This window comes from Saccharopolyspora sp. NPDC002578, from assembly GCF_053592695.1.
Map to the genome: position 1 here is coordinate 62,937 of NZ_JBSFWJ010000001.1, position 22,915 is coordinate 85,851.

Sequence of the window (22,915 nt, forward strand, 5' to 3'; positions counted from 1 at the left end):
GGCGACGGTCGCACGCGATCGCTCGGGGGGACGGCACAGATGAGCACAGGCAACGCCACCGGGGGAGAAGGGGACCGGAACTCCGGACGACTCGGCAGAGGTGAACCGGGCCCGGCGCGGCGTCCGAGATCGACCGCGGCGGCGGTCGACGAGGCCGTCCGGGCTCGGGAGGAGATCGGCGGCGCGCTCGACGACGCGCAGCGCACCGGGGAGACCGCCATCCCGGGCGCCCGCGCCGAACCCGCCGTCGAGGCCGCGGACCTCTCCGCGCGGGACGCGCTGCTCGACGTCGCGGTCCGCGGCCACCGCCTCGCGCTGGTGCTCGACGGCCTCGCGCACCGCTACGCCACTCCGGGCACCGCCCGGCCCAACGACGCCCACGTGGCGCTGGACCAGGCCGCGGCGGCGGCCGAAGACCTGGGCAACTGCGCGAAAGCGGCCGCGGCCGCCATCGCGGAGCAGGCCGACCACCGCGACTGATCCGCCACGGCCCGCCGGTTCCTCGCGAGGAGGACGAGTCCCGCCGAAGAACCGGCCGAGGCCCGCTGGAGGCGTTCAGCTTCGCGACAGCGCGCGTTCCAGTTCGGCCTTGTTCATCTTCGAGCGGCCGTCGATCCCGGCCCGGCGCGCGTCCTGGTACAGCTGGGCCTTCGTCCGCCCGAGGGGACCGGTGCGGTTGCCGGAGCGCAGCCCGCCGCGGCGTTCCGGGGAGAGGTCGTGGACCGAGGTCCTGCTGCGCCGCTTCGCCTGGCCCTGCTGGGCCCGCTCCTTGTTCACGGTCCGGGCCGCGATCTCCTTCGCCCGGGCCTTGCTGCTGCCGTGCTGCTCGGCGTTGGACTTGATGTGCTCGTACTGCCGCTCCTGCTTGCGGTTCGCGCCTGCAGGCATGAGGCCTCCTCCGACGGGGTCGTTCCGGTTCCGCGTTACCCGGTTGCGGGCACCGGCACACTCGTTCGTCGTGATCCGGCGGGGTTCCGTTGCGCGATCGGTGGAATCGCGGCGCGCGGGCGGATCGGGAGCGGGCTCGCGGCGGTCGTTCGCGGCTACCCTGCACCGCTGGACGAAGGGGGAGCGTCATGACCGCTCAGGACCGACGGGCGTTCCGCGAGCGCTTGCCGCTGCGCCGGATCAGGGCGCCGCGGTGGGCCGAGCAGGAGGGGACCTGGCGGCAGGCTCGTCCGGAGCTCATCGACGCCGCGCTGCGGCGAGCGCTGGAACGGCCGTCGGGCAACTGGTTCGTGCTCGCCGCGAGCCGGGAGATCACCGGTGACCGCCCGTTCGGGCGCACCGTGGCGGGCGTGGAACTGGTGGCGTGGCGGGACGGGCGCGGAACGCTCCACATCGGACCGGGAGCCTGCCCGCACCTGGGCGCGCCGTTGAGCGAGGCGCGGGTGCACCGGGGCCGGCTGGTGTGCCGCTGGCACGGGATGTGCCTGGGCGAGAACTCCCCGCGGTGGCCGACGCTGCCCGCGCATGACGACGGGGTGCTCGCCTGGGTGCGGCTCGACGCCGTCGGCGGTGAGCCGCCGCTGCCCGCACCGGTGCTGCCGACGCGCCCCGCGCCGGAGCGGAGCATCCACGCGGTGGCCACGGCGATCGGGCAGTGCGAGGCGCAGGACGTCGTGGCGAACCGGCTCGACCCGTGGCACGGCTCGTGGTTCCACCCGTACTCGTTCGCGAACCTCACCGTGCTGCGCACGCCGGACCCGGATGCGGACGACGACTTCGAGGTGGCGGTGTCGTTCCGCCTGGCGCGGGGCATCGGGGTACCGGTGCGGGCCACGTTCAGCGTCCCGGAACCGCGCACGATCGTGATGCGGATCGTGGCGGGGGAGGGCGTGGGCAGCGTCGTGGAGACTCACGCGACGCCGCTGGGCCGGAACTCGGCGGGGCGCCCGACGACGGCGGTGGTCGAAGCGATCGCCGCGCACTCGGCACGACCCGGGTTCCGGGCGGCGCTCCCGGTCGCGGGCGCGGTCCGCCCGCTGATGCGGTGGGCGGCGCTGCGGTTGTGGCGCGACGACCTCGCCTACGCCGAGCGCCGCTACCGGCTGCGCACCCGCCCTCAGCCCTGATCCACGGCACGGCCCGAGCAGCGCCGGTGCGCGCCCGAATATGTTCCTGAATACTAGGGCTTCAGTGCGGAGTGAAATCAATGCTCTGAAAGCAAAGCCGACAACCGCTCGGACCAGGGAAGGGGCAACGTGGCGAACGGACCGCTCAGGCCCAGCGCGCGGCTGCCCGCAGCAGCGGGGAACGACCGCGCACGGGCACGCTCCACACGTCGTGCCCGCGCAGCCCCCACGAGTCCAGCAGCCGGTCCGCGGCGAGCATGCCGCTGGTCGCGGCGCGCTCCATCAGCGCCACCGGCAGATCGACCCGCACGTGGTCCCCGGCGAGCACCAGCGCCGGTTCCGGGGTGCTGATCGACGGTCGCAGCCCGAAACCGCCGGGCGGGAACAGGGGGCAGTCCGCGCGCAGTTCGTGGCGTTCGTCGACGACCTGGGCCGCGGCGGTCTCCGGGTACACCCGGTGCAGCTGTTCGAGGGCCTGCCCCCGCATCCCGTCCGCGGTGGTGTCGGCGGGCAGCGCGTAGCAGTGCACTTCCACCACCGAGCCGCCGTGCTCGCCGGCCCAGCGCGCCGCGCTGCGCTCGTAGCGCTCCAGCACGCTGATGTTGTCCACCGGCCCGAACCCGCTGGTGCCGAGGAACGCGTGCCGGTGCCCGGCCACCGGGCGGTCCAGCCAGAACCGCGAGACGAGGAACGGCGGCGCGGTGCGCGCGGACCCGATCCGCTCCCGCCAGTCGCGGTGGCCGAGCGCCGGAGAGCGCCGCACGATCCGCTGCGCCGAGCCGAGGTCCGCCGCGAGCACCACGGCGTCCGCGCCGATCGCCTCGCCGTCGTCGAGGTGCACCGCGAACTCGCGCGGCCCCTCGTGCGACACCGACTCCACGGTGGTGCCGAGGCGGAACCGCACGCCGCGCTCGTCGAGGTGGTCGCGCAGCGGGTCCCACAGGGCGGTGGGGAAGGAGTCCGCGGCCACGTCGAACAGCAGGCCCTCGCTGGAGCCTAGGAAGTACAGGTGGAACATCAGTGCCAGCTCGGCCGCCGACAGGTCGGTGGGCGGGGCGAAGAAGCTGCGGGAGAACACTTCGAACGCCAGGTGCCGCGCGGCTTCGGGGAACCCGATGCGGCGCAGGTACTCGGCGGCGTCGATCTCGTCGAGCCGTCCGTAGCCGCCGGGGATCCGCACGTCGGCCAGCGTCGCGGCCTCCCGCAGGTTCATCCGGGAGACGTCGCGCCAGCGGAAGGTGGGGCTGCGGGCGACGAATCCCAGCGCGTTCCACGGCGGTGACTGCGGCAGTCCGGCGAAGGTGTCGGTGCGGCCGTCCGCGCTCAGCAGCGGGTATTCGGGCAGCGCGACGAGCCCGGTGAGTTCCGGATCCGCGCGGCGCAGCAGGCCGCGCAGGTTGTAGTACTGGCGGAAGAACGCGTGGAAGCCCCGGTTCATCGGCACCTCGGAGCCGTCCCGCAGCGTCGTGCTCCAGCCGCCGACGCGTCCGCCGAGGTGGTGCTCGCGTTCCAGCAGCACCACGTCCACGGCCCGGTCACGCAGGCAGGCGGCGGCGGAGAGTCCGGCGATGCCGCCGCCGATCACGACGACGCGGGGCGTGGTGGTGGCGGGGCGGTCCGCGCCGGGGTGGCCGGGGTGGCGCACGGCTCGGGGGTCACGCATCGGGTCGGACTCCGAGGAAGGTGTGGGTGAGCGTGCGCTGCCACCCGGACATCGGTTCGCGGCGCACCCGGTCGAACCCCGCCTGCCGCAACCGTGCCTCGATCCGCGGTGGGGAGTCGAAGTCGAGCACGCTGCGCCACAGGTACCGGTACAGCGCGGCGTCGCCGGTGACGAGGCGACCGGCGGGGATGATCACCGTCCAGCAGACGGCGTGCCACAGCAGCCGGTCCGGCGTGCGGCGCGGCAGGGAGTAGTCGTGCACGGCCAGCGGGGCGCCGGGGCGGAGCAGGTCGTGCAGCAGTCGCAGTCCGGCGTCGGGTTCGGGCAGGTTGCGCACGAGGTAGGCGGCAAGGATTCCATCGAACGGGCCGTGCACTCCGGCTTCGGGCAGGCGGCGCGCGTCGGCGTGCACGAAGCGCACCGCGCTCGGCCAGGTCTTCTCGCGCGCTCGGGCCAGCATGCGCGCTGATCCGTCGACGGCGGTGATGGACGCGTCGGGGAACGCTTCGTGCAGCGCGCGGGTGGAGGCGCCGGTGCCGCAGCCGACGTCGAGCAGCCGCAGGCCCCGGCCGCCGTCGGGGAGTGCGAGCCGTCGCGCGGAGCGGGCGAGGTCGCGGTGGTAGCCGGGGTTGGCGGAGACCAGTGCGTCGTAGTCGCGTCCGCCTCGGTCGAACAGTGCGGTGACTTCGGTGTTCATCGCCGGTTCCTCCCGTGCGTGGTGGTGCGGGCTCGGGCGGCGCCCGCGGCCAGCAGTGCCGGGGTCGCGACCGCGAGGCGCCTGCCGGTGGGGACGGCGAGGCGCTCGCCGAACACCCGGTATCCGGACTCCACCACGCGGTCCAGGATCTCGCCGTAGAGCACGTGCGCGGTGGCCACGCAGGGGCGTGCCACCGGGTCGAGCATCGGGATTCCGGCTTCGGCCTGCCGGTACAGCGCGCGGGTGCGGGCGACCTGGTCGGCGAGGGCGCGGCGGACGGGGCCGTCGGGGCGTCCGGTGCGGTGGCACCAGTGCAGCCGGTCGGCGTCGACGCCGAAGGCGGCGAGTTCGTCGGCGGGCAGGTACACGCGGCCGCGGTCGAGGTCTTCGCCGACGTCGCGCAGGAAGTTGGTGAGCTGGAAGGCGTGGCCGAGGGTGGCGGCGTGGGGTGCGGCGGCGTCCCGGGCGGTGGTGCCGAGCACGGGGAGCACTTGCAGTCCGATGACTCCGGCGGAGCCGTGGACGTATTCGTCGAGCGCGGCGCGGTCGGGGTAGCCGGTGACGTGCAGGTCCATGCGCATGGAGTGCATGAAGTCGGTGAACAGCGCTGCGGGGAGCCGGTACCGGTGGGCGGTGTCGGCGACGGCGGCGAGCACGGGTCGGTCGGCGGTTCCGCCGGTGAGGGCGCGGTGCAGGGAGGTGTCGATCCGGGCGAGTTCGGCGTCGCGGTCGCCGTCGGGGGTGCCGGGGGTGTCGACGATGTCGTCGACCCAGCGGGCGAAGCCGTAGAGCGCGTGGACGGCGGGCCTGCGTTGCGGTGGGAGCAGGCGGGTGGCGAGGAAGTAGGTGCGGCCGTGTTCGGCGTGGAGTTCGCGGCAGCGGTGGTAGGCGGCGCGCAGGGCGGGGTCCTGGACGCCGGCGGCGTCCAGCTCGCGCCGTGCCGTCGGCGATGGATCTCGTCCGGGGCGCCGGAAAATCCTGTTCGCAACGTCCACAGAGGAGATCGAAACACACGTCGTGCGGGCAGCGCTCGGCAGCGCTGCCCGCACGTGTGCCGGGCCACCCCGGTGGACTGGCTCGGGTGGCGCGTGCGCGCCGTGGCGAGCCGGGTGGGTCACTGGCCGGGCATCAGGACCTTGTCGACGACGAAGACGGTGGCGTTGGCGGTGGGGACGTTGCCGCACAGCACGGAGGCGCCGTTGACCTTCAGGTTCTCGCCGGATCCTTCGATGGTGAGCTGTCCGCCTTGCGCGGTCGGGACGGTCTTGGCCTGCGCGAGGCCGTCGGCGTCCAGCCGCTGGGGGACCACGTGGTAGGTGAGGATGTCGGTGAGCTGCTGCTTCTTCGCGGGGTCGGTGAGCAGCGCGTCGAGCGTCTCCTTGGGGAGGGCGTCGAACGCGGGGTCGGCGGGTGCGAACACGGTGTAGGGCGTGTCGGCCTTGTTCAGGGTGTCGCCGAGTCCGGCGGCTTGGACGGCGGCGGTGAGCTTGGTCAGCAGCGGGTTGTTGCTGGCGGCGGTGCCCACCGGGTCGTCGACCATGCCCTGCACGGAGCCGGGGTCGTTGGGGTCGGTGGGGACCTGGGCGCAGCCGGGTCCGAACACGTCGTCGGCGGTGGTGACGCCCTCGGCCGCGGGCTGCGCCTCGGCGGGGGCGGGCGCCGGCTGCTGCGCGGCCGGTTCCGCGTCCTGCTCGCCCTGCCCGCACGCGGAGAGTGCGAGTGCGAGTGCGGCGGCGGTGCCGGTGATCGCGGCGGTGCGTCGGCGGATCCTCATGCTGTGTCCTCCTGGATGTCAGGGATCTCGCGGGGCGCGGATCCCTTGGCCTCACCAGGTATTCGGTGCTCCTGCGGTGGGGGATTGGTGGGTGGTCGACTTTTTTTCGGAGTTTCTCGGGAATCGTCGGTGTTCTGGCTGCGATCGGTGGTGGTGATTCTCGTTTGATCAGTGCGGGAGTGGCCGAGCGGTGGCGCGCATGCTCTCCCGAAGCGTTAGGCGCGCAATGCGGCGGTGCCGAATTCCCGCATGCCTTCGGCGAAACCGATCTCGGCGCGGAATCCGAGCTCGTCGGCCGCGCGGCTGGGGTCGGCCACGATGTGGCGGACGTCGCCGAGCCGGTAGTCGCCGGTGGTGATCGGTGCCGGGCCGTTTGCCGCGTCGGCGAGGGCGGTGGCCATGTCGCCGATGGTGCGGGGTTGTCCGGAGCAGATGTTGTAGGCGGCGAATCCGGGTTGGTCGCGTCGCATCGCGGCGAGGTTGGCGGCGGCGATGTCGCGGACGTGGACGAAGTCGCGGCGCTGGGCGCCGTCTTCGAAGATCCGTGGTGCTTCGCCGCGGGCCAGGGCGGAGCGGAACAGGGAGGCGACTCCGGCGTAGGGGGTGTTGCGTGGCATTCGCGGGCCGTAGACGTTGTGGTAGCGCAGGCTCACGGCGGAGCCGCCGGTGTTGCGGGCCCACACGGCGGCGAGGTGTTCCTGAGTGAGCTTGGTGGTGGCGTAGGTGTTGCGGGGGTCGACGGGGGCGTCTTCGGGAACGGTGCCGGGTTCGAGCAGGCCGTCGCAGGTGGGGCAGCGGGGTTCGAAGACGCCGCGTTCGAGGTCGTCGGTGGTGCGCGGGCCGGGTCGTACGACGCCGTGGGCGGGGCACAGGTAGCGGCCTTCGCCGTAGACGACCATCGACCCGGCGAGCACGAGCCGTCCGATGCCCGCTTCGGTCATGGCGGTGAGCAGGTGCGCGGTGCCGAGGTCGTTGTGCGCGACGTAGTCCGGCATGTCGGTCATCCCGGCTTCGAGTCCGACCATGGCGGCTTGGTGGCAGACCACGTCCACATCGGACAGCGCGGGGCGCAGCACGTCCGGGTCGCGGACGTCGCCGATGACGAGTTCGTGGTCGCCGAGGTAGTCGGGGGCGCCGCCCGGGCCGTGCGCGGCGGGCAGCAGCACGTCGAGCAGTCGCACGGAATGTCCTCGTGCGGCCAGCAGGTCGGCGATGTGCGACCCGATGAACCCCGCACCACCAGTGACCAGTACTTGCATGATTGCCTCCGGGATGGGCGGTGGTCGTTTTGCTTGGGTGGTCGGGTGGTGGAACCTCAGTCGTCTTCTCGTTGCGGGATCTTTTTCCCGAGTGGCTCCGCCACGAGGGAAAAAGCCGTCCTCGCGGGAAGAACGCTGAGAACCCGCTGCGGTGCCGGTTGCTCTGGTGGTCGCTGCTCAGCGGCTTCGCCGCTGACAAGATACGGATCAAGGGCGTTGCCCTTGCTCTCGAACTCTCGGGTTCTGGTCAGCGGGCTGTGCAGAAGACCGAGTGCCAGCCGGTGGCGCCGTCGGGGAGGACGGGGGCGCGTTGCGGTGTTTGGGTGGTGCCGTTGTGGTCGGTGGCGCGGCATTCGATGGTGTGCCCGCCCGGTGCGAGGTCGACGTCGGTGCGCCACATCCGCCAGGTCTGCCGGTTGACCTCGGTGGACAGTTGCGCTTGCTGCCACGGTCCGCGGTCGACGCGGACTTCGACACGTTCGATGCCGATGGGCTGCGCCCAGGCGATGCCGGCGACGGTGGTGCGTCCGGCGGGGATGCGGCCGAAGCCGCCGGGGCGGTCGATGCGGGACTGGACCTTGATCGGGCCGAAGCGTCCCCAGCCGCGTTCGATCCAGTAGGCGGGTTTGTCGAAGGTGGTCAGTTCGAGGTCGGTGAGCCATTTCGTCGCCGACACGTAGCCGTAGAGGCCGGGGGTGACCATGCGGACGGGGAAGCCGTGTTCGGCGGGCAGCGGTTCGCCGTTCATCCCGTAGGCCAGCAGCGCGCCGCGTTCCGGGTCGAGCAGTGCCTCCACCGGTGTGCCCGCGGTGAATCCGTCGGCGCTGGTGCTGAAGACCTGTTCGGATCCGGGGCGGACCCCGGCGGCCAGCAGCACGTCGCGGAGGAAGACGCCGGTGAACTCGGCGGTGGAGATGTAGGGCCCGCCGACGTCGTTGGACACGCAGGTCATGGTGATCGTCCGGGTGACCTGGGGGAATCGGCGCAGTTCGGTGAAGCCCAGGTCGAGTTCGCGCTCCACCATGCCGTGCACCCGCAGCCGCCAGTCGGCGAGCTCGACGCGCGGGATGCTCAGCGCGGTGTCGATGCGGTAGAAGTCGCGGTTGGCGGTGAGGAACGACGGGGTGCCCGCGGCGGCGAAGTCGGCCCCGGCGGGCACGGTCTGGGCGGGGGAGGCGGCGAGGGCTTGCGCGACGGTGCGCCGGGATGCTTCGGCGTCCCGGCCGCCGGTGAGCAGGGAGCCGGCGGCGCCGGTGACCCCGGCGGTGGCGGCCACCGCGACCGAGGACACCAGGAACCGGCGCCGGTCCGGGGTTGTGGTCTCGGGGAGCAGTTCGGGGTCGTAGGGCTCTTCCAGCGTGTCGTGCGGGTCGTGCTCGGTGCGCGGCGGCGCGGGGAGGTCGGTGGCGGCGAGGGCGGTGCGGTGCAGCAGCCGGAACGCGGCGATGCCGGCGAGCGCGGCGATCAGCGGTGCGAGCACGCCGAGTGCGCCGACGTCGGGCCGGGACAGCACGGCGGCCACGCCGAGCAGCCCGAACGCGCCGATGAGTGCGACTCCGGGGCGGGCGTCGCGGCGGGAGAGCAGTCCGGCCGCGGCGGCCAGCAGCGCGATGACGATCGCCATCCCGCCCAGCAGGGCGATCTTGTCGGCTTGTCCGAAGGTGCGGATGGCGAACTGCTTCACCGGTTCCGGGGTGAGGTCGATCGCCGAGTTGCCCACCGCGAGGAACGGGGACGCGCGGGGTTCGAGCAGGGCGGCGAGCAGGTGACCGGTGCCCAGCGCGACCGCGGCCGCCAGGACTCCGCACCACGCCGCCACCGGGAGGCGCAGACGGTGCAGGGACTTCGTGTTCACACCGTCCATTCGTAGCCGTCGCGCGCCTGGATCGGTCGTTGCGGCGGGTGTCGGTTCTCGTTCCGTAAGAACTGCGGTCGCGTCCCGGTGCCCGCGTCCCGGTGCCCGCGTCCCGGTGTCAGGGCAGCTGTGCTTCCCGGACGGCTTCGTCGAGGCTGTCCAGCAGCACCACGCCGAGCGTGTTCGCCATCGACCCGGTCGCGAGTTCCCCGCGCAGCTTCGACGCGAGCGTCCGCACCCGCCGCGGGTCCGGCCGGGTGCTGCGCGCCGCGTCCCACAGGCGTTGGGCGGTGCGCTGCACGAGTTCGTCCTCGCCGTAGCGGGCGTGCACGGTGGGCAGCGCCAGCAGGCACACCTTGGCGACGCGGGCGATCCCGTCGAGCGAGTCGGGGGGCACGGTCGTCGGCTCGGCCGATTCGCGCGGTGCGACGACTTCGGGGGCGCGTGCGGTCAGCACTGTCCCTGGGTCCGCGTTCCGCCAGGCGCGGGTGTCCCCGTCGTGTTCGCTCACGCAGATCAGTCCGGAGCCGGTGAGTCCGGCGCGCAGCGGCAGTCCGTCGTCGTGTTCCGCGCCGGTGGCCACGAGTTCGTCGTCGCGCAGCGATTCGACGACCGCGCCGAGTTCGGCGCGGTCGGGTGCCGGTGCGAGCGCGCCTGCTTGCGCGCTGTCCAGGAATGCGGCGACCTCCGGCCGGAAGTGGTCTTCGGCGTAGAGGTAGCGCAGGAATTCCCGTGCGACCGCGTCGATCCTCGGCAACGTCATCTCCCGGTTCCGCGGTCCGGCAGGTGATGGCCGCCGCGCGAGTGCGGTGATGCTTGCGCGGGACGGCCCGAATGGCCGTCACCGCTCCCCAGTCCTGCGGCGTCCGGTGCCCCCGCACCGTTCGGCCCGGACGTCGTCCGAGCCGTGCCGCCGCAGTCAGGTTACGGGCGTGGGCGCGCAGATCGCAGGGTCTTTCGTCACTCACATGGCGCGTGAGGAAGGGGGAATTCTTCGTGGGATGTCGACGAGTGCGGGCCATTACGTCACATCGGTGACTCGGCTCGCGGGACGGCCGGTCGGGGTGCTGGGGTAGGTTCGCCGCCGAAAAGCCAGGAAATCACGATCGTCATGGGAAGGACCGCCTTGGCTCCCACCATCGCCACCAACAAGCGCGTCGAGCGGCCGGAGCTGCTGGAGTTCCTCCGCCCGCGTCACCACGCCCTGCTGGTCACCGAACGCGGCAGCGGACGTCCGCAGATCTCGCCGGTGACGTGCGGCGTCGACGCTGAGGGCCGCATCGTGATCTCGACCTATCCGGACCGGGCGAAGACCGTCAACGCGCGGCGCACCGAGCAGGTGTCGGTGTGCGTGCTCTCCGACGAGTTCAACGGTGCTTGGGTGCAGGTCGACGGGCGCGCGGAGGTGATCGATCAGCCCGACAGCGTGGAGCCGTTGGTGGACTACTTCCGCAGCATCTCCGGTGAGCACCCGGATTGGGACGAGTACCGGGAGGCGATGCGCAAGCAGGGCAAGTCGCTGATCCGCGTCACCATCGACGACTGGGGTCCGATCGCCACCGGCGGTTTCCCGGCGCGCCTGGTGGAGTGACGGGTTCGTTCGGTGAGGTCCCGGCGGGGTAATCCGGCTGCGGCGCGCGGAATCCGGTGCGTCGACTCGGCCGCGCGGGTGCCGTGCTGCTGGGGGAGGGGATGACGCCCAGGGCTTGCTGGGGGTTCAAGCCCTGGGCGTCCCTCGCCGCACGAGGGGGAAGTGCGACGGTCACCACAGAGTAACCCATCGGCCCGGAATAGTCACCCTCCGTGCCGATGGGAGGTGTGCGGGTCGCCGGACGACCGCGACCATCACCGCAACGGGCGCGACGGTCTCACGCGGTCTCGCTGGGTGCGGCCGGTTCCGCCCCGCACGCGCGTCCGCTCCCGCACCGGGAAGTGCGGGAGCGGAGCGGTCTTGGCCGATCAGGACGTCCCGGCGCCCGCCTCCAGAGCGGGCCGGATCTCGAAGGTCAACCGGTCGCCCGAGGTGTCCACCTCGACCCGCTGGCCCTCGCCGAGCCTGCCCTCCAGCAGCAGCTCCGAGATCGAGTCGTCGACCTCGCGCTGGATCGTGCGCCGCAGCGGCCGTGCCCCGTAGTCGGGCTGGTGGCCGTGCTCGGTGATCCAGTCCACCGCCGAGTTGCTGAAGTCGACTTCGATGTCCTGGGTGTGCAGCCGCTGCCGGGTGTCGCCGAGCAGCAGCTCGGTGATCCGGTGCAGCTGGTCGGTCTCCAGCTTGCGGAACACCACGACCTCGTCGATCCGGTTGAGGAACTCGGGCCGGAACGATTCCCGCAGCCGCGCCATCAACCGCTCGCGGGCCGGTTCGTCGGCCTGCTCCTGGTCGCGGCTGGAGAAGCCCAGCACCCCGGAGCGCTGCGAGATGATGTCCGACCCCAGGTTGCTCGTCATGATCATCACGGTGTTGGTGAAGTCCACCGTGCGGCCTTGGCCGTCGGTGAGCCGGCCGTCGTCGAGCACCTGCAGCAGCGTGTTGAACACGTCCGGGTGGGCCTTCTCGATCTCGTCGAGCAGGATCACCGAGTACGGGCGGCGCCGCACCTGCTCGGTGAGCTGACCCGCTTCGCCGTAGCCGACGTAGCCCGGTGGTGAACCCACCAGCCTGCTGGCGGTGTGGGCTTCCTGGAACTCGCTCATGTCCAGGCGCACCATCCGGTCCTGGTCGCCGAACAGCGACTCGGCCAGCGCCCGCGCCAGCTCCGTCTTGCCGACGCCCGTGGGCCCGAGGAACAGGAACGTGCCGACGGGGCGGTTCGGGTCGCCCATGCCGGTGCGGGAGCGCCGCACCGCCCGCGAGATGGCGTGCACCGCCTCGTCCTGGCCGACGACCCGCTTGTGCAGCTGGTCCTCCAGCTTCATGAGGCGGCTCTTCTCCTCCTCGGTGAGCTGGGTGGCGGGGATGCCGGTGGCGCGGGAGACGACGTCGGCGATCTCGTCGCGCCCGACCACCGCGATGCCGCCGTTGCCCTGCCGCTGCGAGCGGATGTGGTCGCGCACCCCGATGAGCTCGTCGCGCAGCCCGGCGGCGCGCTCGTAGTCCTCCTCGGCGATGGCCTGCGCCTTGTCCCTGGCCAGCTCGTCGTAGCGCTGCTCCAGTTCGCGCAGGTCGGTGTTCGGGGTGCCGGTGCGCAACCGCTTGCGGGCCCCGGCCTGGTCGATCAGGTCGATCGCCTTGTCCGGCAGGAAACGGTCGGTGATGTAGCGGTCGGCGAGCTCGGCGGCGGCGCGGATCGCGTCGTCGCTGAACCGCACCTGGTGGTGGGCCTCGTAGCGGTCCCGCAGCCCGCAGATGATGCGTTCGGTGTCGGCGACGCTGGGCTCGTCGACCGTGATCGGCTGGAAGCGGCGTTCCAGCGCGGCGTCCTTCTCGATGTTCTTGCGGTACTCGTCGAGGGTGGTGGCGCCCACGACGTGCAGTTCGCCGCGCGCCAGCTTCGGCTTGAGCATGTTGCCCGCGTCGACCGCCCCGTCGGAGCCGCCGGCGCCGACCACGGTGTGCAGCTCGTCGATGAAGATCACCAGCTGGTCGCGGTGCTGGCTGATCTCGTCGAGCAGCTTGGTCATCCGCTCCTCGAAGTCGCCGCGGTAGCGGGTGCCCGCCACGACGCCGGAGAGGTCCAGCTGCACGACCCGCTTGTCCTTGAGCGTGTCAGGCACCTGGCCGTCGACGATGCGGGCGGCGAGACCTTCGACGACGGCGGTCTTGCCGACGCCGGCCTCGCCGATGAGCACCGGATTGTTCTTGGTGCGCCGCGAGAGCACTTCGACGGTCTGCTCGATCTCCTCGTCGCGGCCGATCACCGGGTCCAGCCCGCCGTCTCGGGCGCGGGCGGTGAGGTCCTGGCCGAACTGCTCCAGCGTGGGCGTGCTCGACGCCTCGGCGGATTCGTGCTGGCGGGATTGGGCGTCGGCCGGGGCCGCCTGCAGCGATTCCAGCGTGACGTGCGCGGCGGCCAGCAGCCGTCCGGCGCGGGAGTCGGGGTTCGCGGCCAGCGCCAGCAGCAGGTGGTCCGGGCCGATGTAGGAGGCGCCGACCGCGCGGGCGATCTGGTGCGACTCCAGCAGGGTGCGCTTGGCGGCCGGGGTCAGCGCCGGTGGCACGTCGATGGCCTCGCCCTCGGGCAGCTGCTGCTCGATCTGCCTGCCGAGCGCGTCCGGATCGGCCCCGGCGCGCTCCAGCATGGCCCTGGTCGTCTCCGCGCGGGTCGCGGCCCACAGCAGGTGGTGGGTGTCGAGGTCGCGGCCACCGTGTTCGACGGTGCAGCGCGCGGCGGCGGCCACCATGTCCTGCGCGTGCCCGCTCATCAACCGGGTCAGGTCGACGCGCTGCGGTTGCTGCGGGCCGTCCCCGCCGGAGAGGTAGCGGGCCAGGAAGTCGTCGAACGGGCTCGAACCGAACCCTCCGGAACCGAAGAAGCCGGTCATGGTCACCTCTCTAGTCCGAGAAACTCCTCGTTGTCTTCCCGCGGGTATCACCGCCTCAAACACGCAGCGTCCGCAACGGCATTCCGCTGCGGGCGTGGCGTATGCGCCATCCCACAGATCGGCGCGGACGGGAATGCGCGTCGCCCCGGATCACAGCGGGTGCGGATCGGTGTGCAGCTCGGCCAGCAGGTCGCCGTCGCGTTCGACCCGCTCCAGCACGTCCTCCGCGGTGAACCGCAGGTCGTCAGGGGTGCGGCAGGAACGCACCTCGTCCCAGGTGATCGGGGTGGAGACGGTGGGCTGTTCGCGGGCGCGCAGCGAGTACGGCGCGACGGTCGTCTTCGCGGTGTTGTTCTGGCTCCAGTCCAGGAAGACCTTGCCGGTGCGGGCGGCGCGGCTCATCTTCGCCAGCAGCGCGCCGGGGTGCTCGGCGGCCAGCCGCAGCGCGAGTTCCTTCGCGTAGGCCGAGGTGCGGTCGGATTCCTCGGTGCGCACCGGGCAGTAGAGCTGCATTCCCTTGGCGCCGCTGGTCTTCGGGTACGCCCGCAGGCCGTCCGCGCGCAGCCGCTCGTGGAGCAGCTCGGCGGCCCGGCAGCACTCGACGATCGTGGCGGGCGGGCCGGGATCGAGGTCGAACACCAGCAGGTCCGGGGTGTTGCGGGAGTCGTGCTCGCCGACGGTCCACTGCGGAACGTGCAGTTCCAGCGCGGCGAGGTTCGCCGTCCACACCAGCGTCGGCAGGTCGCGGATGAGCACGTGGTGGTTGACGGCCGTGCCGGATCCGTCGGCGCCGCTGACCAGCCGTGCCGTGGGCACCCAGTCCGGGGAGTGGCGGGAGACGTTCTTCTCGAAGAACGAACCCGAATCCACGCCGTCCGGGAACCGGATCAGCGTCACCGCGCGGCCCCGCAGGTGCGGCAGCAGCACCGGGGCGACCTGCCGGTAGTAGTCGATGACGTCGCGCTTGCGGAACCCGGCGGCCGGGTAGAGCACCTTGTCCAAGTTGGACAGCGTCAGTTCGCGGTCCTCGACGCGGACGCTCACCCGCGTGGACACGGCCGCCGCCTCACGAGGCCGCTCGGGAACCGGAAGCGGCGTCGCGCACCGCCGCTTCGAGATCGGAGCGGTTCATCTTCGACCGGCCGCGCACCCCGAGCTCCTTGGCCCGCTTGTCCAGCTCGCCCTTGTTCAACTCGCCGAGGTCGTCGCCCCCGGTCCTGCCGCCGCGCTTGCCGCGGGCCTGTTCGACGCTGCGGCGCAACGCGTCGGTGAGGTCGATGACGTCGGTGGCCTGCGACGGTTCCTCCGCCGCCTCGGGGCTCACGCCGTGCGCCTTGTCGGCCAGCAGCTGTTCGACGCGTTCGGTGTAGGTGTCCTCGTACTCCTGCGGGCGCCACTCGCCGGTCATCGACTCGATGACCGTCTCGGCCATCTGGATCTCCTTGTCGGAGGGCGCGGTACCGCCCGCGTCGCCGATGATCTCGCCGGGTTCGCGGATCTCGTCGTCGAAGAACAAGGTGTTCAGCGCCAGCGCGGTCTCGTCGGCGCGCACCGCGGTGAGGTATTCCTTGCCGCGCAGCACGAACCGCGCGATGCCCACCTGGTTGGTCTGCTCCATGGCGCGGCGCAGCAGGTCGTAGGGGCGGTGGTTCTCCTTCGCGTTCGGCGCGAGCCAGTAGGTGCGCTGGAAGTACACCGGGTCGATCTCGTCGAGGTCGACGAACGAGGTGATGTCGATGGTGCGGGAGCGGCCGGGTGCGATCTCGTCGAGCTCCTGCTGGTCGACGGTGACGAGCACGCCTTCGACCTCGCGGCCCTTCACGATCTCGCCGTAGTCGACCTCGTCGCCGGTGCGCTCGTTGACGCGCTTGTAGCGGACCCGGTCGGTGGTGCCGCGCTGGTACTGGTGGAACGACGGGCTGTGGTCCTCGGTGGCCGCGTACAGGCCGACGGGGATGGTGACCAGGCCGAAGTTGATCGAGCCCGTCCAGATCTTGCGCGCCATGACGTGCCTCCCTCACCGCCGGGCAACCCGGCCCGCCACCACCCAACGATGCGCCGCCCCCGCCCTGATCGCAGGGGAGCACCGGCACCCACCCGCACCCCCTCACCTCGAACGACGATCACGCCACACCGTGTTCAACTCCGCGCGATTTCGCGAGAACGTGAAACACCCCCGAAACAGGATCAACGGTTATGAAGCCTGGTAGGGGGGTGTTTTTCGAGGCGTCTTCGGAGGTCGGGTCGCGCAATTTCTCGCGAAATCTCCGACGTCGTCCACAGGACCGATTCGTTCACAGGGCCCGTTCAGCGCGCTGAAGGGAGGAATGGTGCCGGGACCGGTCGCGTGGGGTCAGTCGTGCGTCGATGGGAGGGCGCGGTGGGTGCCGTCGGGGAGGAGTTCGGTGCGGCCCTCGCGGGCGAGCAGCTCCAGGAGCGGCACGGCCACGCGACGGGAGGTGCCCAGCGCCTGGCGGGCCGCGGAGAGGGTGAACGGCTCGGGCAGGCCCCGCAGCACCTCGAGCGCCCGCCGCTCGGCCCCCGGCAGCAGCACGACACCCGGCGCGAGCCGCAGCAGTTCCCCGGCGCGGACCGCGGCGGCCAGCGGCTCCGAACCCAAACCCAGCTCGGCGAGCTCCGCGGCGGTGGGAGCCGCGAACGGGGCATCGGCGAGCCGCCCGCGCAGGCGCTCCAGCGCGGCGGCGATCTCCGGCGGCCAGGGCGCGGTACCCACCCGCAGCCGCCCCCCTCCGGTGCGGATCTCGCGGGCGGGACCGGCGCGCAGCAGCACCTCCAGCAGCGCCGCATCCGGCAGCGCGAGCGCGCGCCGGGCCGCTTCGGCGGGCAGGCCGTCGGCCAGCGGTTCCCGCTCGCGGTGTTCGTCGAGCAGCCGCACCAGCCGCTCGGCCAGCTCGTCGCGGTGCCCCGGATCCAGCACCCACCCGGCCGCCTCCGGCGCGCCCGCGGGCACCTGCGCGCCCATCGCGCGCAGCTGCTCGCCGCGCACCATCCGGCGGCGCCGCAGTTCCCCCGCACCATCGGCGACGCCGTCCATGCCCGCGAGTTCCCGCGCCCGCTCCCGCGCCGCGCCCCGCCGCCGCAGCGGGCGCGGACGCACGTCCAGCAGCACGGCGCCCCCGGCGACATCGTGGGCGCCGGGATCGCGCAGCAGCACCCGATCGCCGATGCGCACCGGCAGCGGTTCCCGCAGCGACAACCGCGCGGTGTCCGCCCCCAACGGCCGGACGCGCACCGCGACGGCGGCCGATCCGAGGTGCAGCACCAGCTGCCGCGGCAGGTCGGCGGCGAGGCGGTCGCACAACCGCACGTCGAACAGGTCGCTGCCGAGCCACGTGCCGGGGGTGAGCAGCGCGTGCCCGCGCCGCACCTGCTCCAGCGGCACGCCGCGCAGGTTCACCGCCACCCTCGCCACCGCCGACGTGCGCTCCACCGGCTCACCGAGCGAATGCAGCGCCCGCACCGCCACGTCCTGCCCGCCGGGGTGCAGCCGCAACCGGTCCCCGGTGCGCAGCGAACCCGCGGCCAGCGTCCCGGTGACCACGGTGCCCGCGCCGCGGATCGTGAACGCCCGATCGATCCACAACCGCACCGCCGCCGCGGAATCCGGCGCGGGCAACCGTCCGGCGAGCGCGCACAGCGCGGCGCGCAGCCGCCCCAGGCCGGCGCCGGTGCACCCGCTGACGTGCACCGCGGGCAGCTCGCCCAGCGCCGAGTCCCGCAGCCGCCGCCGGGCCTGCTCGGTCGCGGCGGTGGGGTCGGCCAGGTCGCAGCGGGTCACCACGAGCAGCCCGTGGCGCACCCCCAGCGCGTGCAGCGCGTCCAGGTGCTCGGTCGACTGCGGCTGCCAGCCCTCGTCGGCGGCGACCACGAACAGCACCGCCGGTACCGGGCCGACGCCCGCGAGCATGTTCGGCACGAACCGCTCGTGGCCGGGCACGTCGACGAACGCCAGCACCTGCTCACCGATCGTGGTCCACGCGAAGCCGAGGTCGATCGTCATGCCGCGTTCGCGTTCCTGCGCCCAGCGGTCCGGTTCCATCCCGGTGAGCAGCCGCAGCAGCGTCGACTTGCCGTGGTCGACGTGCCCGGCGGTGGCGAGCACGTGCATCAGCCCACCGCCGTGACGGCGTCGAGCAGCACCGCGTCGTCGGCGGGCGCCACGGCGCACAGGTCCAGCAGGCACTGCCCGTGCTCGACCCTGGCCAGCACCGGAGTCCGCCCGGTGCGCAGCGCCGCCGCGTACCGGGACGGCAGCGTCACCGCGGCGCTGGGCAGCTCGACTCCCGGTGCCCCACCGCCGCCGACGGTGGCCGTGCTCGTGCGGGCGTCGGCGTCGATGCCGCGTTCCCGCAGGCTCGCCGCGAGCCTGCGGGCGCGGTCGAGCAGGTCGGCTTCGCCGCGGTCCAACGCCTGCGCGGTCGGTGTGGCCGGGCCGCGCACGGTCGCCTCCAACGCGGCGAGGGTGAGCTTGTCGACCCGCAGCGCTCGCGCCAGCGGATGCCGTTCGAGCCGCCGCACCAGCTCCGCCGACCCGAGCAGCAACCCGGCCTGCGGACCGCCGAGCAGCTTGTCCCCGCTGGCGGTCACCAGGTCGGCCCCGGCCGCCAGGGTGCGCTGCGCGTCGGGTTCGTCCGGCAGCGCGGGATGCGCCCGCAGCAGCCCGGACCCGATGTCGGCGATCACCGGCACCGGCAGCTCCCGCAGCGCCGCGACCGGGACCTGCGAGGTGAACCCGGTGATGCGGAAGTTCGACGGGTGAACCTTGAGCACGAACCCGGTGTCCGGCCCGATCGCGTCCCGGTAATCCTCGAACCGCACCCGGTTGGTGGTGCCGACCTCCCGCAGCCGCGCGCCGGTGGAGGTGAGCAGGTCGGGGATGCGGAAGCCGTCGCCGATCTCCACCAGCTCACCGCGGGCCAGCACGATCTCCCGGCCCGCCGCCAGCGCGGTGGCCACCAGGGACAGCGCGGCGGCGCCGTTGTTGACGACGTGCGCGGCCTCGGCCGCCGGTACCGCCTCGGTCAGCGCCGCGCGCACCCCGCGTCCGCGCGGGCCCCGGCGACCGGTGGTGAGGTCGAGCTCCACGTCGGTGGTGCCCGCCGCCGCGCGCACCGCCTCCACGGCGGCGTCGGAGAGGGGAGCGCGGCCGAGGTTGGTGTGCAGCAGCACTCCGCACGCGTTGACGACCCGCCGCATGCCGCCCGCCGATGCGGGCAGCGCCTCCCGCGCGGCGGCGATCACCCGTTCCGGGTCGAGCTGCCCGTGCCGGGCCCTGCGCTGGGCGTCGTGGACGACGGCGCGCACCACGTCCCGTCCGAGCCGTTCGACCGCGCCCGCCAGCACCGGATCGTCGAGCACCCGGTCGGTGGCGGGAATCCGGCGCCGCGCGTCCATGCGGCGCAGCTTAGGAGCCGCCGTGAAGATCCGCTATCGAGGCGATCCCGGCGCGGGTCTCACCGCTGCTCACCGCGCCACACGGCGCGGTAGCGCGCGGCGGCCTCGGCGTCCATCCGGTTGCGCACCGCCGACGCGTGACCGGGTGGGAAGCCGTGCCTGCTCAGCCGCGCGTCGACGCTCTCCACCGAGCTGGTCAGCACGATCCGCAGCACCACCAGCACCCCGAGCAGCACCGAGCCCAACGCGATCGGCCAGGACCCGCCCGCCCAGTACAGGACCCCGAACAGCAACGCGACCAGCGGCAGGATGTGCAGCATCCCGCGCACGCAGACGCGCAGCACCCACGTCGAGCACGTCGCGTCCCGCAGCACCCACTCGCGGTAGGCCTCGGGAAGGGTGCCGCCGAACTGGTAGTACAGCCACCACGCCGGATTGGGCCGCTTGATCCCCACGACCGCATGGTAAGCCCCGGCCGCGCGGACTCCCGCAGAGCCGCCGCGGCGGCGGGGGAGTGGCGGAGGCGGACGGGAATCGAACCCGCCTGACCGAGGTGCTCGGCCACGTCGGTTTTGAAGACCGCGGGGGCCACCAGGCGCCCTGACGCCTCCCTCACCCGCTCCGGGCGCCGCCAACCTACGCCCGGCACCGCCTGCTCGGCCACCGCGCGGCGATCAGCGCCGGTCCGGGGTGCGCAGGTAGGCGAGCGCCATGTCGCTGAGCTCGTCGGCGTAGCGGCTCCGGGCTTCGTCGTCGGCGGGACGGTCGGGGCGAACGGAGTTGTGGAAGCAGGCTCCGAGCAGGGCGCGCGCCGCGGTGTCCAGCGCCCGCTGCGGGTCGTTGCGCCGGATCTCGGCGGTGTAGGGGGCGGCCGCGGCCAGCAGGAGGCGGTGGACCTTGGTGATGGTGCGGGCGCCGCGGTCCATCACGTCGACCTCGCGGGCGCGCAGCAGGTCGGGGAACACGCTGCTGGTGTCGGTGAACGACTGCAGCAGCGCGTGCGCGTAGGCGTCGAGCACCCCGGACAGCGACGGTTCGGCGGCGCGCAACCGCTCGGCGAGGTCGGCCTCGCGCCGCTGCAGCATCCGCTCGGTCAGGGCGGCGATCAGCTGTTCCTTACCGGCGAAGCGGCGGTAGATCGCGCCGACGGAGGTGCCCGCGCGTTCGGCGACCTCACCGATCGTCATCTCCTCCAGGCCGACCGCGGAGACCAGTTCCTCCGCCGCCCGCAGCACGCGGGCGAGGGTCGCGGCGCTGCGGGCCTGGCGAGGTTCCCGGTAGTGCGCCTGGCGATCCTGCTCGTCGGTCATGCCCGCATCGTATCGGCGGCTCGCGCGGTGACCGTCCTTGACAACGGAGGCCGGGCCACCGCTATCGTTTGAGAACGAGAATTCGCATTCGCATTTTACCGGAGGGGTGCATGTCGACACGGGAGCACGACGCGGAGGTCCACGCCCTGCTGGCCGCGATCCGCGAACGCCGGAGCGAGCTGGCCGAGGGCGGTTTCGCCGCCGACCGCGACAACGCCGACCCCGCCGCCAACATGGCGCTGCTGGCCGAGTCGGGCGCGGCCCGCCTCGCCGTTCCCGCCGAGTTCGGCGGGCTGTGGGACGGCGCGGAACGCGGCGGGTGGGGCGCGCTGATCCGCGCGGTGCGGGAGATCAGCGCCGGCGACGGCCCCACCGGGCAGAACTGGCTCACCACCGCCCTGGTGGCCCGCGAACTGTTCGGCCCCGCAGGCGGCTTCCCGGAAGCGACCCGGGCCGCGCTCGCTCGCCGGATGCTCGACGACGGGCTGCGCTTCGTGTCCTCCGTGGCCGAAACGGGCGGACCCGGCCGCGTGACGGCCCGGCCCGTCGAGGGCGGCGTGGTGCTCAGCGGCACCAAGACCTTCAACTCCAACAGCGGTGGCCGGGGCATGGCCCGGGTCTCCTGCCTGCTGGAAGGGCCGCGATCCGCCCACCAGGTGCTGGTGGACTTGAACCACGACCAGGTCGAGTCGCACGACGACTGGGACAACATGGGTCAGCGCGGCACCCGCAGCCAGACCCTCACCTACCGGGACGTGTTCGTGCCCGACGGGTGGCACCGCCCGGCGGAGGAAACCCCGTCGCCGGTCTTCCTCGCGGCCGTGATGCTGCTGCACGCGGCGTTGATGCAGGGCATCGGCGACGGCGCGCTCGACGCCCTGGTGGGGCACGCGCGCACCATGCACCGCGGCTCGCTGCCCCGCTTCGCCACCCCGGCCGAGGACCCGCTGGTGCTGCGCCGCGTCGGCGCGCTCTCCAGCGCGCTCGCCGCTTCCCGCGCGCTGCTGCACAGCGCGGCCGACGCGCTGCAGGACGGCGCAGGCGGCGACGACGTCACCGCCGACTGCTTCCGCGCCAAGGTCGCCGCCGTCGAAGCCTCCCTCGCCGCCACCACCGAGATCCACGAGATCACCGGCGCCCGCAGCACCTCCCACACCCACCGCTACGACCGCTTCTGGCGCAACGCCCGCACCTTCGCCTCGCACGACCCGACCGACGCGAAGAACGTCTACATCGGCGGCTACGAGCTCACCGGCCACCTCCCGCCCCTGTCCACGATCATCCGCCGCTAGGTTCCGGACGAGGGAACCACGGCGGCGGTGGATGCTCTCCGCGATCACCCGCACTACGGTCGGTGAGATGACCGAACTCGACGCGCCAGCCCGGTACCGGCTCACCCAGTACGCGCACGGAGGGGGCTGCGCGTGCAAGATCCCGCCCGGCGAACTGGAGACGATGGTCGCCGACCTGCGGGGAGTGCCCGACCCGACGCTGCTCGTCGGACTGGACCACGGCGACGACGCCGCGGCCGTCCGCATCGGCTCCGCACCCGAAACCACCACCGGCGGGCAGGCCGTGGTGAGCACCGCGGACTTCTTCACCCCGGTCGTCGACGACGCCTACGACTGGGGCCGCATCGCCGCCGCCAACGCGCTGTCCGACGTGTACGCGATGGGCGCCCGCCCGATCCTCGCGGTGAACCTGCTGTGCTGGCCGCGCGACCTGCTCCCGATGGAGCTCGCCCGCGAGGTGCTGCGCGGCGGCCTCGACGTCGGCGTCCTCGCCGGGTGCCCCGTCGCGGGCGGGCACAGCGTCGACGACCCGGAACCCAAGTACGGCATGGCCGTCACCGGCATCGGCGACCCGGAAGCGTTGCTGCGCAACGACTCCGGGCGTCCCGGCACGCCGCTGACGCTGACGAAACCACTGGGCATCGGGGTGCTCAACACCCGGCACAAGGCCACCGGCGAAGTCTTCCCGCAGGCGGTCGCGGCGATGACCGAGCTCAACGCCGCCGCCTCCACCGCCGCGCTGAAGGCGGGCGCGCGGTGCGCCACCGACGTCACCGGCTTCGGACTGCTCGGGCACCTGCTGAAGCTGACCAGGGCCAGCGACGTCTCCGCGGTGCTCGACCCCGCGGCGGTGCCCTACCTCGACGGGGCGCGGGAGGCGCTGCGCGACGGCCACGTCAGCGGCGGCACCCGGCGCAACCTCGACTGGGTGCGCCCGCACTGCGACCTCGACGGGATCGACGAGGACACCGCGCTGCTGCTGGCCGACGCGCAGACCTCCGGCGGCCTGCTGATCGCAGGCGAGATCCCCGGGGCACCCGTCATCGGCGAACTCGTCCCGCGCGGCGAACACCTCATCGCGGTGCGCTGAACC

General features: G+C 73.0%; 20 protein-coding genes and 1 tRNA gene. 5 read left to right on the top strand and 16 right to left on the bottom strand.

Going from position 1 to position 22,915, the window contains the following annotated elements:
• Positions 1–39: 39 nt before the first annotated feature.
• Complete coding sequence (locus ACWD38_RS00290; protein ID WP_450122986.1) at positions 40–480, top strand: hypothetical protein; 441 nt, start codon at positions 40–42, stop codon at positions 478–480.
• 75 nt (positions 481–555) lie between these two features.
• Here ACWD38_RS00290 and ACWD38_RS00295 read toward each other — a convergent pair whose 3' ends face one another.
• On the bottom strand, positions 556–888 hold the full coding sequence (locus ACWD38_RS00295; RefSeq protein WP_184479199.1) for a plasmid stabilization protein: 333 nt from the start codon (positions 886–888) through the stop codon (positions 556–558).
• Positions 889–1,076: 188 nt separating this feature from the next.
• Between ACWD38_RS00295 and ACWD38_RS00300 the strand changes: the two genes are divergently transcribed.
• Positions 1,077–2,075 carry a DUF5914 domain-containing protein gene (locus tag ACWD38_RS00300; protein WP_184479200.1) on the top strand — a complete coding sequence of 333 codons (999 nt, stop codon included), beginning with the start codon at positions 1,077–1,079 and terminating at the stop codon, positions 2,073–2,075.
• Positions 2,076–2,220: 145 nt separating this feature from the next.
• On the opposite strand, the gene ACWD38_RS00305 is transcribed toward ACWD38_RS00300, so the two are convergent.
• The 7 genes from ACWD38_RS00305 to ACWD38_RS00335 form a co-directional block, all read right to left on the bottom strand.
• Entirely contained in the window at positions 2,221–3,738 is a 1,518-nt protein-coding gene (locus ACWD38_RS00305; RefSeq protein ID WP_450122987.1) for an FAD-dependent oxidoreductase, read from the bottom strand.
• Positions 3,731–4,435 (bottom strand): class I SAM-dependent methyltransferase, encoded by a 705-nt coding sequence (locus ACWD38_RS00310; RefSeq protein ID WP_184479202.1) that lies wholly within the window; start codon positions 4,433–4,435, stop codon positions 3,731–3,733. Before ACWD38_RS00310 ends, ACWD38_RS00305 begins: the two co-directional genes overlap by 8 nt.
• Positions 4,432–5,430 carry a phytoene/squalene synthase family protein gene (locus tag ACWD38_RS00315; protein WP_343071372.1) on the bottom strand — a complete coding sequence of 333 codons (999 nt, stop codon included), beginning with the start codon at positions 5,428–5,430 and terminating at the stop codon, positions 4,432–4,434. Before ACWD38_RS00315 ends, ACWD38_RS00310 begins: the two co-directional genes overlap by 4 nt.
• Positions 5,431–5,549: 119 nt before the next feature.
• Positions 5,550–6,209: a fasciclin domain-containing protein gene (locus tag ACWD38_RS00320; protein ID WP_184479203.1), complete on the bottom strand. Its 660-nt coding sequence runs from the start codon at positions 6,207–6,209 to the stop codon at positions 5,550–5,552.
• A gap of 215 nt (positions 6,210–6,424) precedes the next feature.
• Positions 6,425–7,468: an NAD-dependent epimerase/dehydratase family protein gene (locus ACWD38_RS00325; RefSeq protein ID WP_184479204.1), complete on the bottom strand. Its 1,044-nt coding sequence runs from the start codon at positions 7,466–7,468 to the stop codon at positions 6,425–6,427.
• A gap of 247 nt (positions 7,469–7,715) precedes the next feature.
• Positions 7,716–9,332, bottom strand: a complete 1,617-nt coding sequence (locus ACWD38_RS00330) for a molybdopterin-dependent oxidoreductase (protein ID WP_184479205.1) — start codon at positions 9,330–9,332, stop codon at positions 7,716–7,718.
• Between the two features lie 109 nt (positions 9,333–9,441).
• Positions 9,442–10,086 (bottom strand): hypothetical protein, encoded by a 645-nt coding sequence (locus tag ACWD38_RS00335; protein WP_246456786.1) that lies wholly within the window; start codon positions 10,084–10,086, stop codon positions 9,442–9,444.
• A gap of 363 nt (positions 10,087–10,449) precedes the next feature.
• On the opposite strand from ACWD38_RS00335, the gene ACWD38_RS00340 reads away from it, so the two are divergent.
• Complete coding sequence (locus ACWD38_RS00340) at positions 10,450–10,914, top strand: PPOX class F420-dependent oxidoreductase (RefSeq protein WP_184485211.1); 465 nt, start codon at positions 10,450–10,452, stop codon at positions 10,912–10,914.
• Between the two features lie 368 nt (positions 10,915–11,282).
• On the opposite strand, the gene ACWD38_RS00345 is transcribed toward ACWD38_RS00340, so the two are convergent.
• The 8 genes from ACWD38_RS00345 to ACWD38_RS00380 all read right to left on the bottom strand — a co-directional run bounded on the left by ACWD38_RS00345 (position 11,283) and on the right by ACWD38_RS00380 (position 20,530).
• Positions 11,283–13,805 carry an ATP-dependent Clp protease ATP-binding subunit gene (locus ACWD38_RS00345; RefSeq protein WP_184479206.1) on the bottom strand — a complete coding sequence of 841 codons (2,523 nt, stop codon included), beginning with the start codon at positions 13,803–13,805 and terminating at the stop codon, positions 11,283–11,285.
• 150 nt (positions 13,806–13,955) lie between these two features.
• Positions 13,956–14,861 carry a non-homologous end-joining DNA ligase gene (gene ligD, locus ACWD38_RS00350; RefSeq protein ID WP_450122988.1) on the bottom strand — a complete coding sequence of 302 codons (906 nt, stop codon included), beginning with the start codon at positions 14,859–14,861 and terminating at the stop codon, positions 13,956–13,958.
• A 10-nt stretch (positions 14,862–14,871) separates the two neighbouring features.
• The gene (ku, locus tag ACWD38_RS00355; RefSeq protein ID WP_184479207.1) at positions 14,872–15,810 is read right to left on the bottom strand and encodes a non-homologous end joining protein Ku; all 939 of its coding nucleotides are present in this window, start codon (positions 15,808–15,810) and stop codon (positions 14,872–14,874) included.
• A 348-nt stretch (positions 15,811–16,158) separates the two neighbouring features.
• Complete coding sequence (gene selB, locus ACWD38_RS00360) at positions 16,159–17,934, bottom strand: selenocysteine-specific translation elongation factor (protein WP_450122989.1); 1,776 nt, start codon at positions 17,932–17,934, stop codon at positions 16,159–16,161.
• A complete protein-coding gene (selA, locus tag ACWD38_RS00365; RefSeq protein ID WP_184479209.1) occupies positions 17,934–19,220 on the bottom strand; it encodes an L-seryl-tRNA(Sec) selenium transferase in 1,287 nt (428 codons plus the stop codon). The genes selB and selA overlap by 1 nt, the downstream gene beginning before the upstream one ends.
• Positions 19,221–19,279: 59 nt before the next feature.
• The gene (locus tag ACWD38_RS00370) at positions 19,280–19,675 is read right to left on the bottom strand and encodes a DUF5313 family protein (protein WP_184479210.1); all 396 of its coding nucleotides are present in this window, start codon (positions 19,673–19,675) and stop codon (positions 19,280–19,282) included.
• A 60-nt stretch (positions 19,676–19,735) separates the two neighbouring features.
• Positions 19,736–19,831 (bottom strand) — tRNA-Sec (locus ACWD38_RS00375).
• 63 nt (positions 19,832–19,894) lie between these two features.
• Positions 19,895–20,530, bottom strand: coding sequence for a TetR/AcrR family transcriptional regulator (locus ACWD38_RS00380; RefSeq protein ID WP_450122990.1), 636 nt, complete (start codon positions 20,528–20,530; stop codon positions 19,895–19,897).
• Between the two features lie 110 nt (positions 20,531–20,640).
• Here ACWD38_RS00380 and ACWD38_RS00385 point away from each other — a divergent pair, with 110 nt between their 5' ends.
• Both ACWD38_RS00385 and selD read left to right on the top strand, forming a co-directional pair.
• Positions 20,641–21,822 (top strand): acyl-CoA dehydrogenase family protein, encoded by a 1,182-nt coding sequence (locus ACWD38_RS00385; protein WP_450122991.1) that lies wholly within the window; start codon positions 20,641–20,643, stop codon positions 21,820–21,822.
• Positions 21,823–21,889: 67 nt separating this feature from the next.
• Complete coding sequence (gene selD, locus ACWD38_RS00390; RefSeq protein ID WP_184479213.1) at positions 21,890–22,912, top strand: selenide, water dikinase SelD; 1,023 nt, start codon at positions 21,890–21,892, stop codon at positions 22,910–22,912.
• Positions 22,913–22,915: the final 3 nt, after the last annotated feature.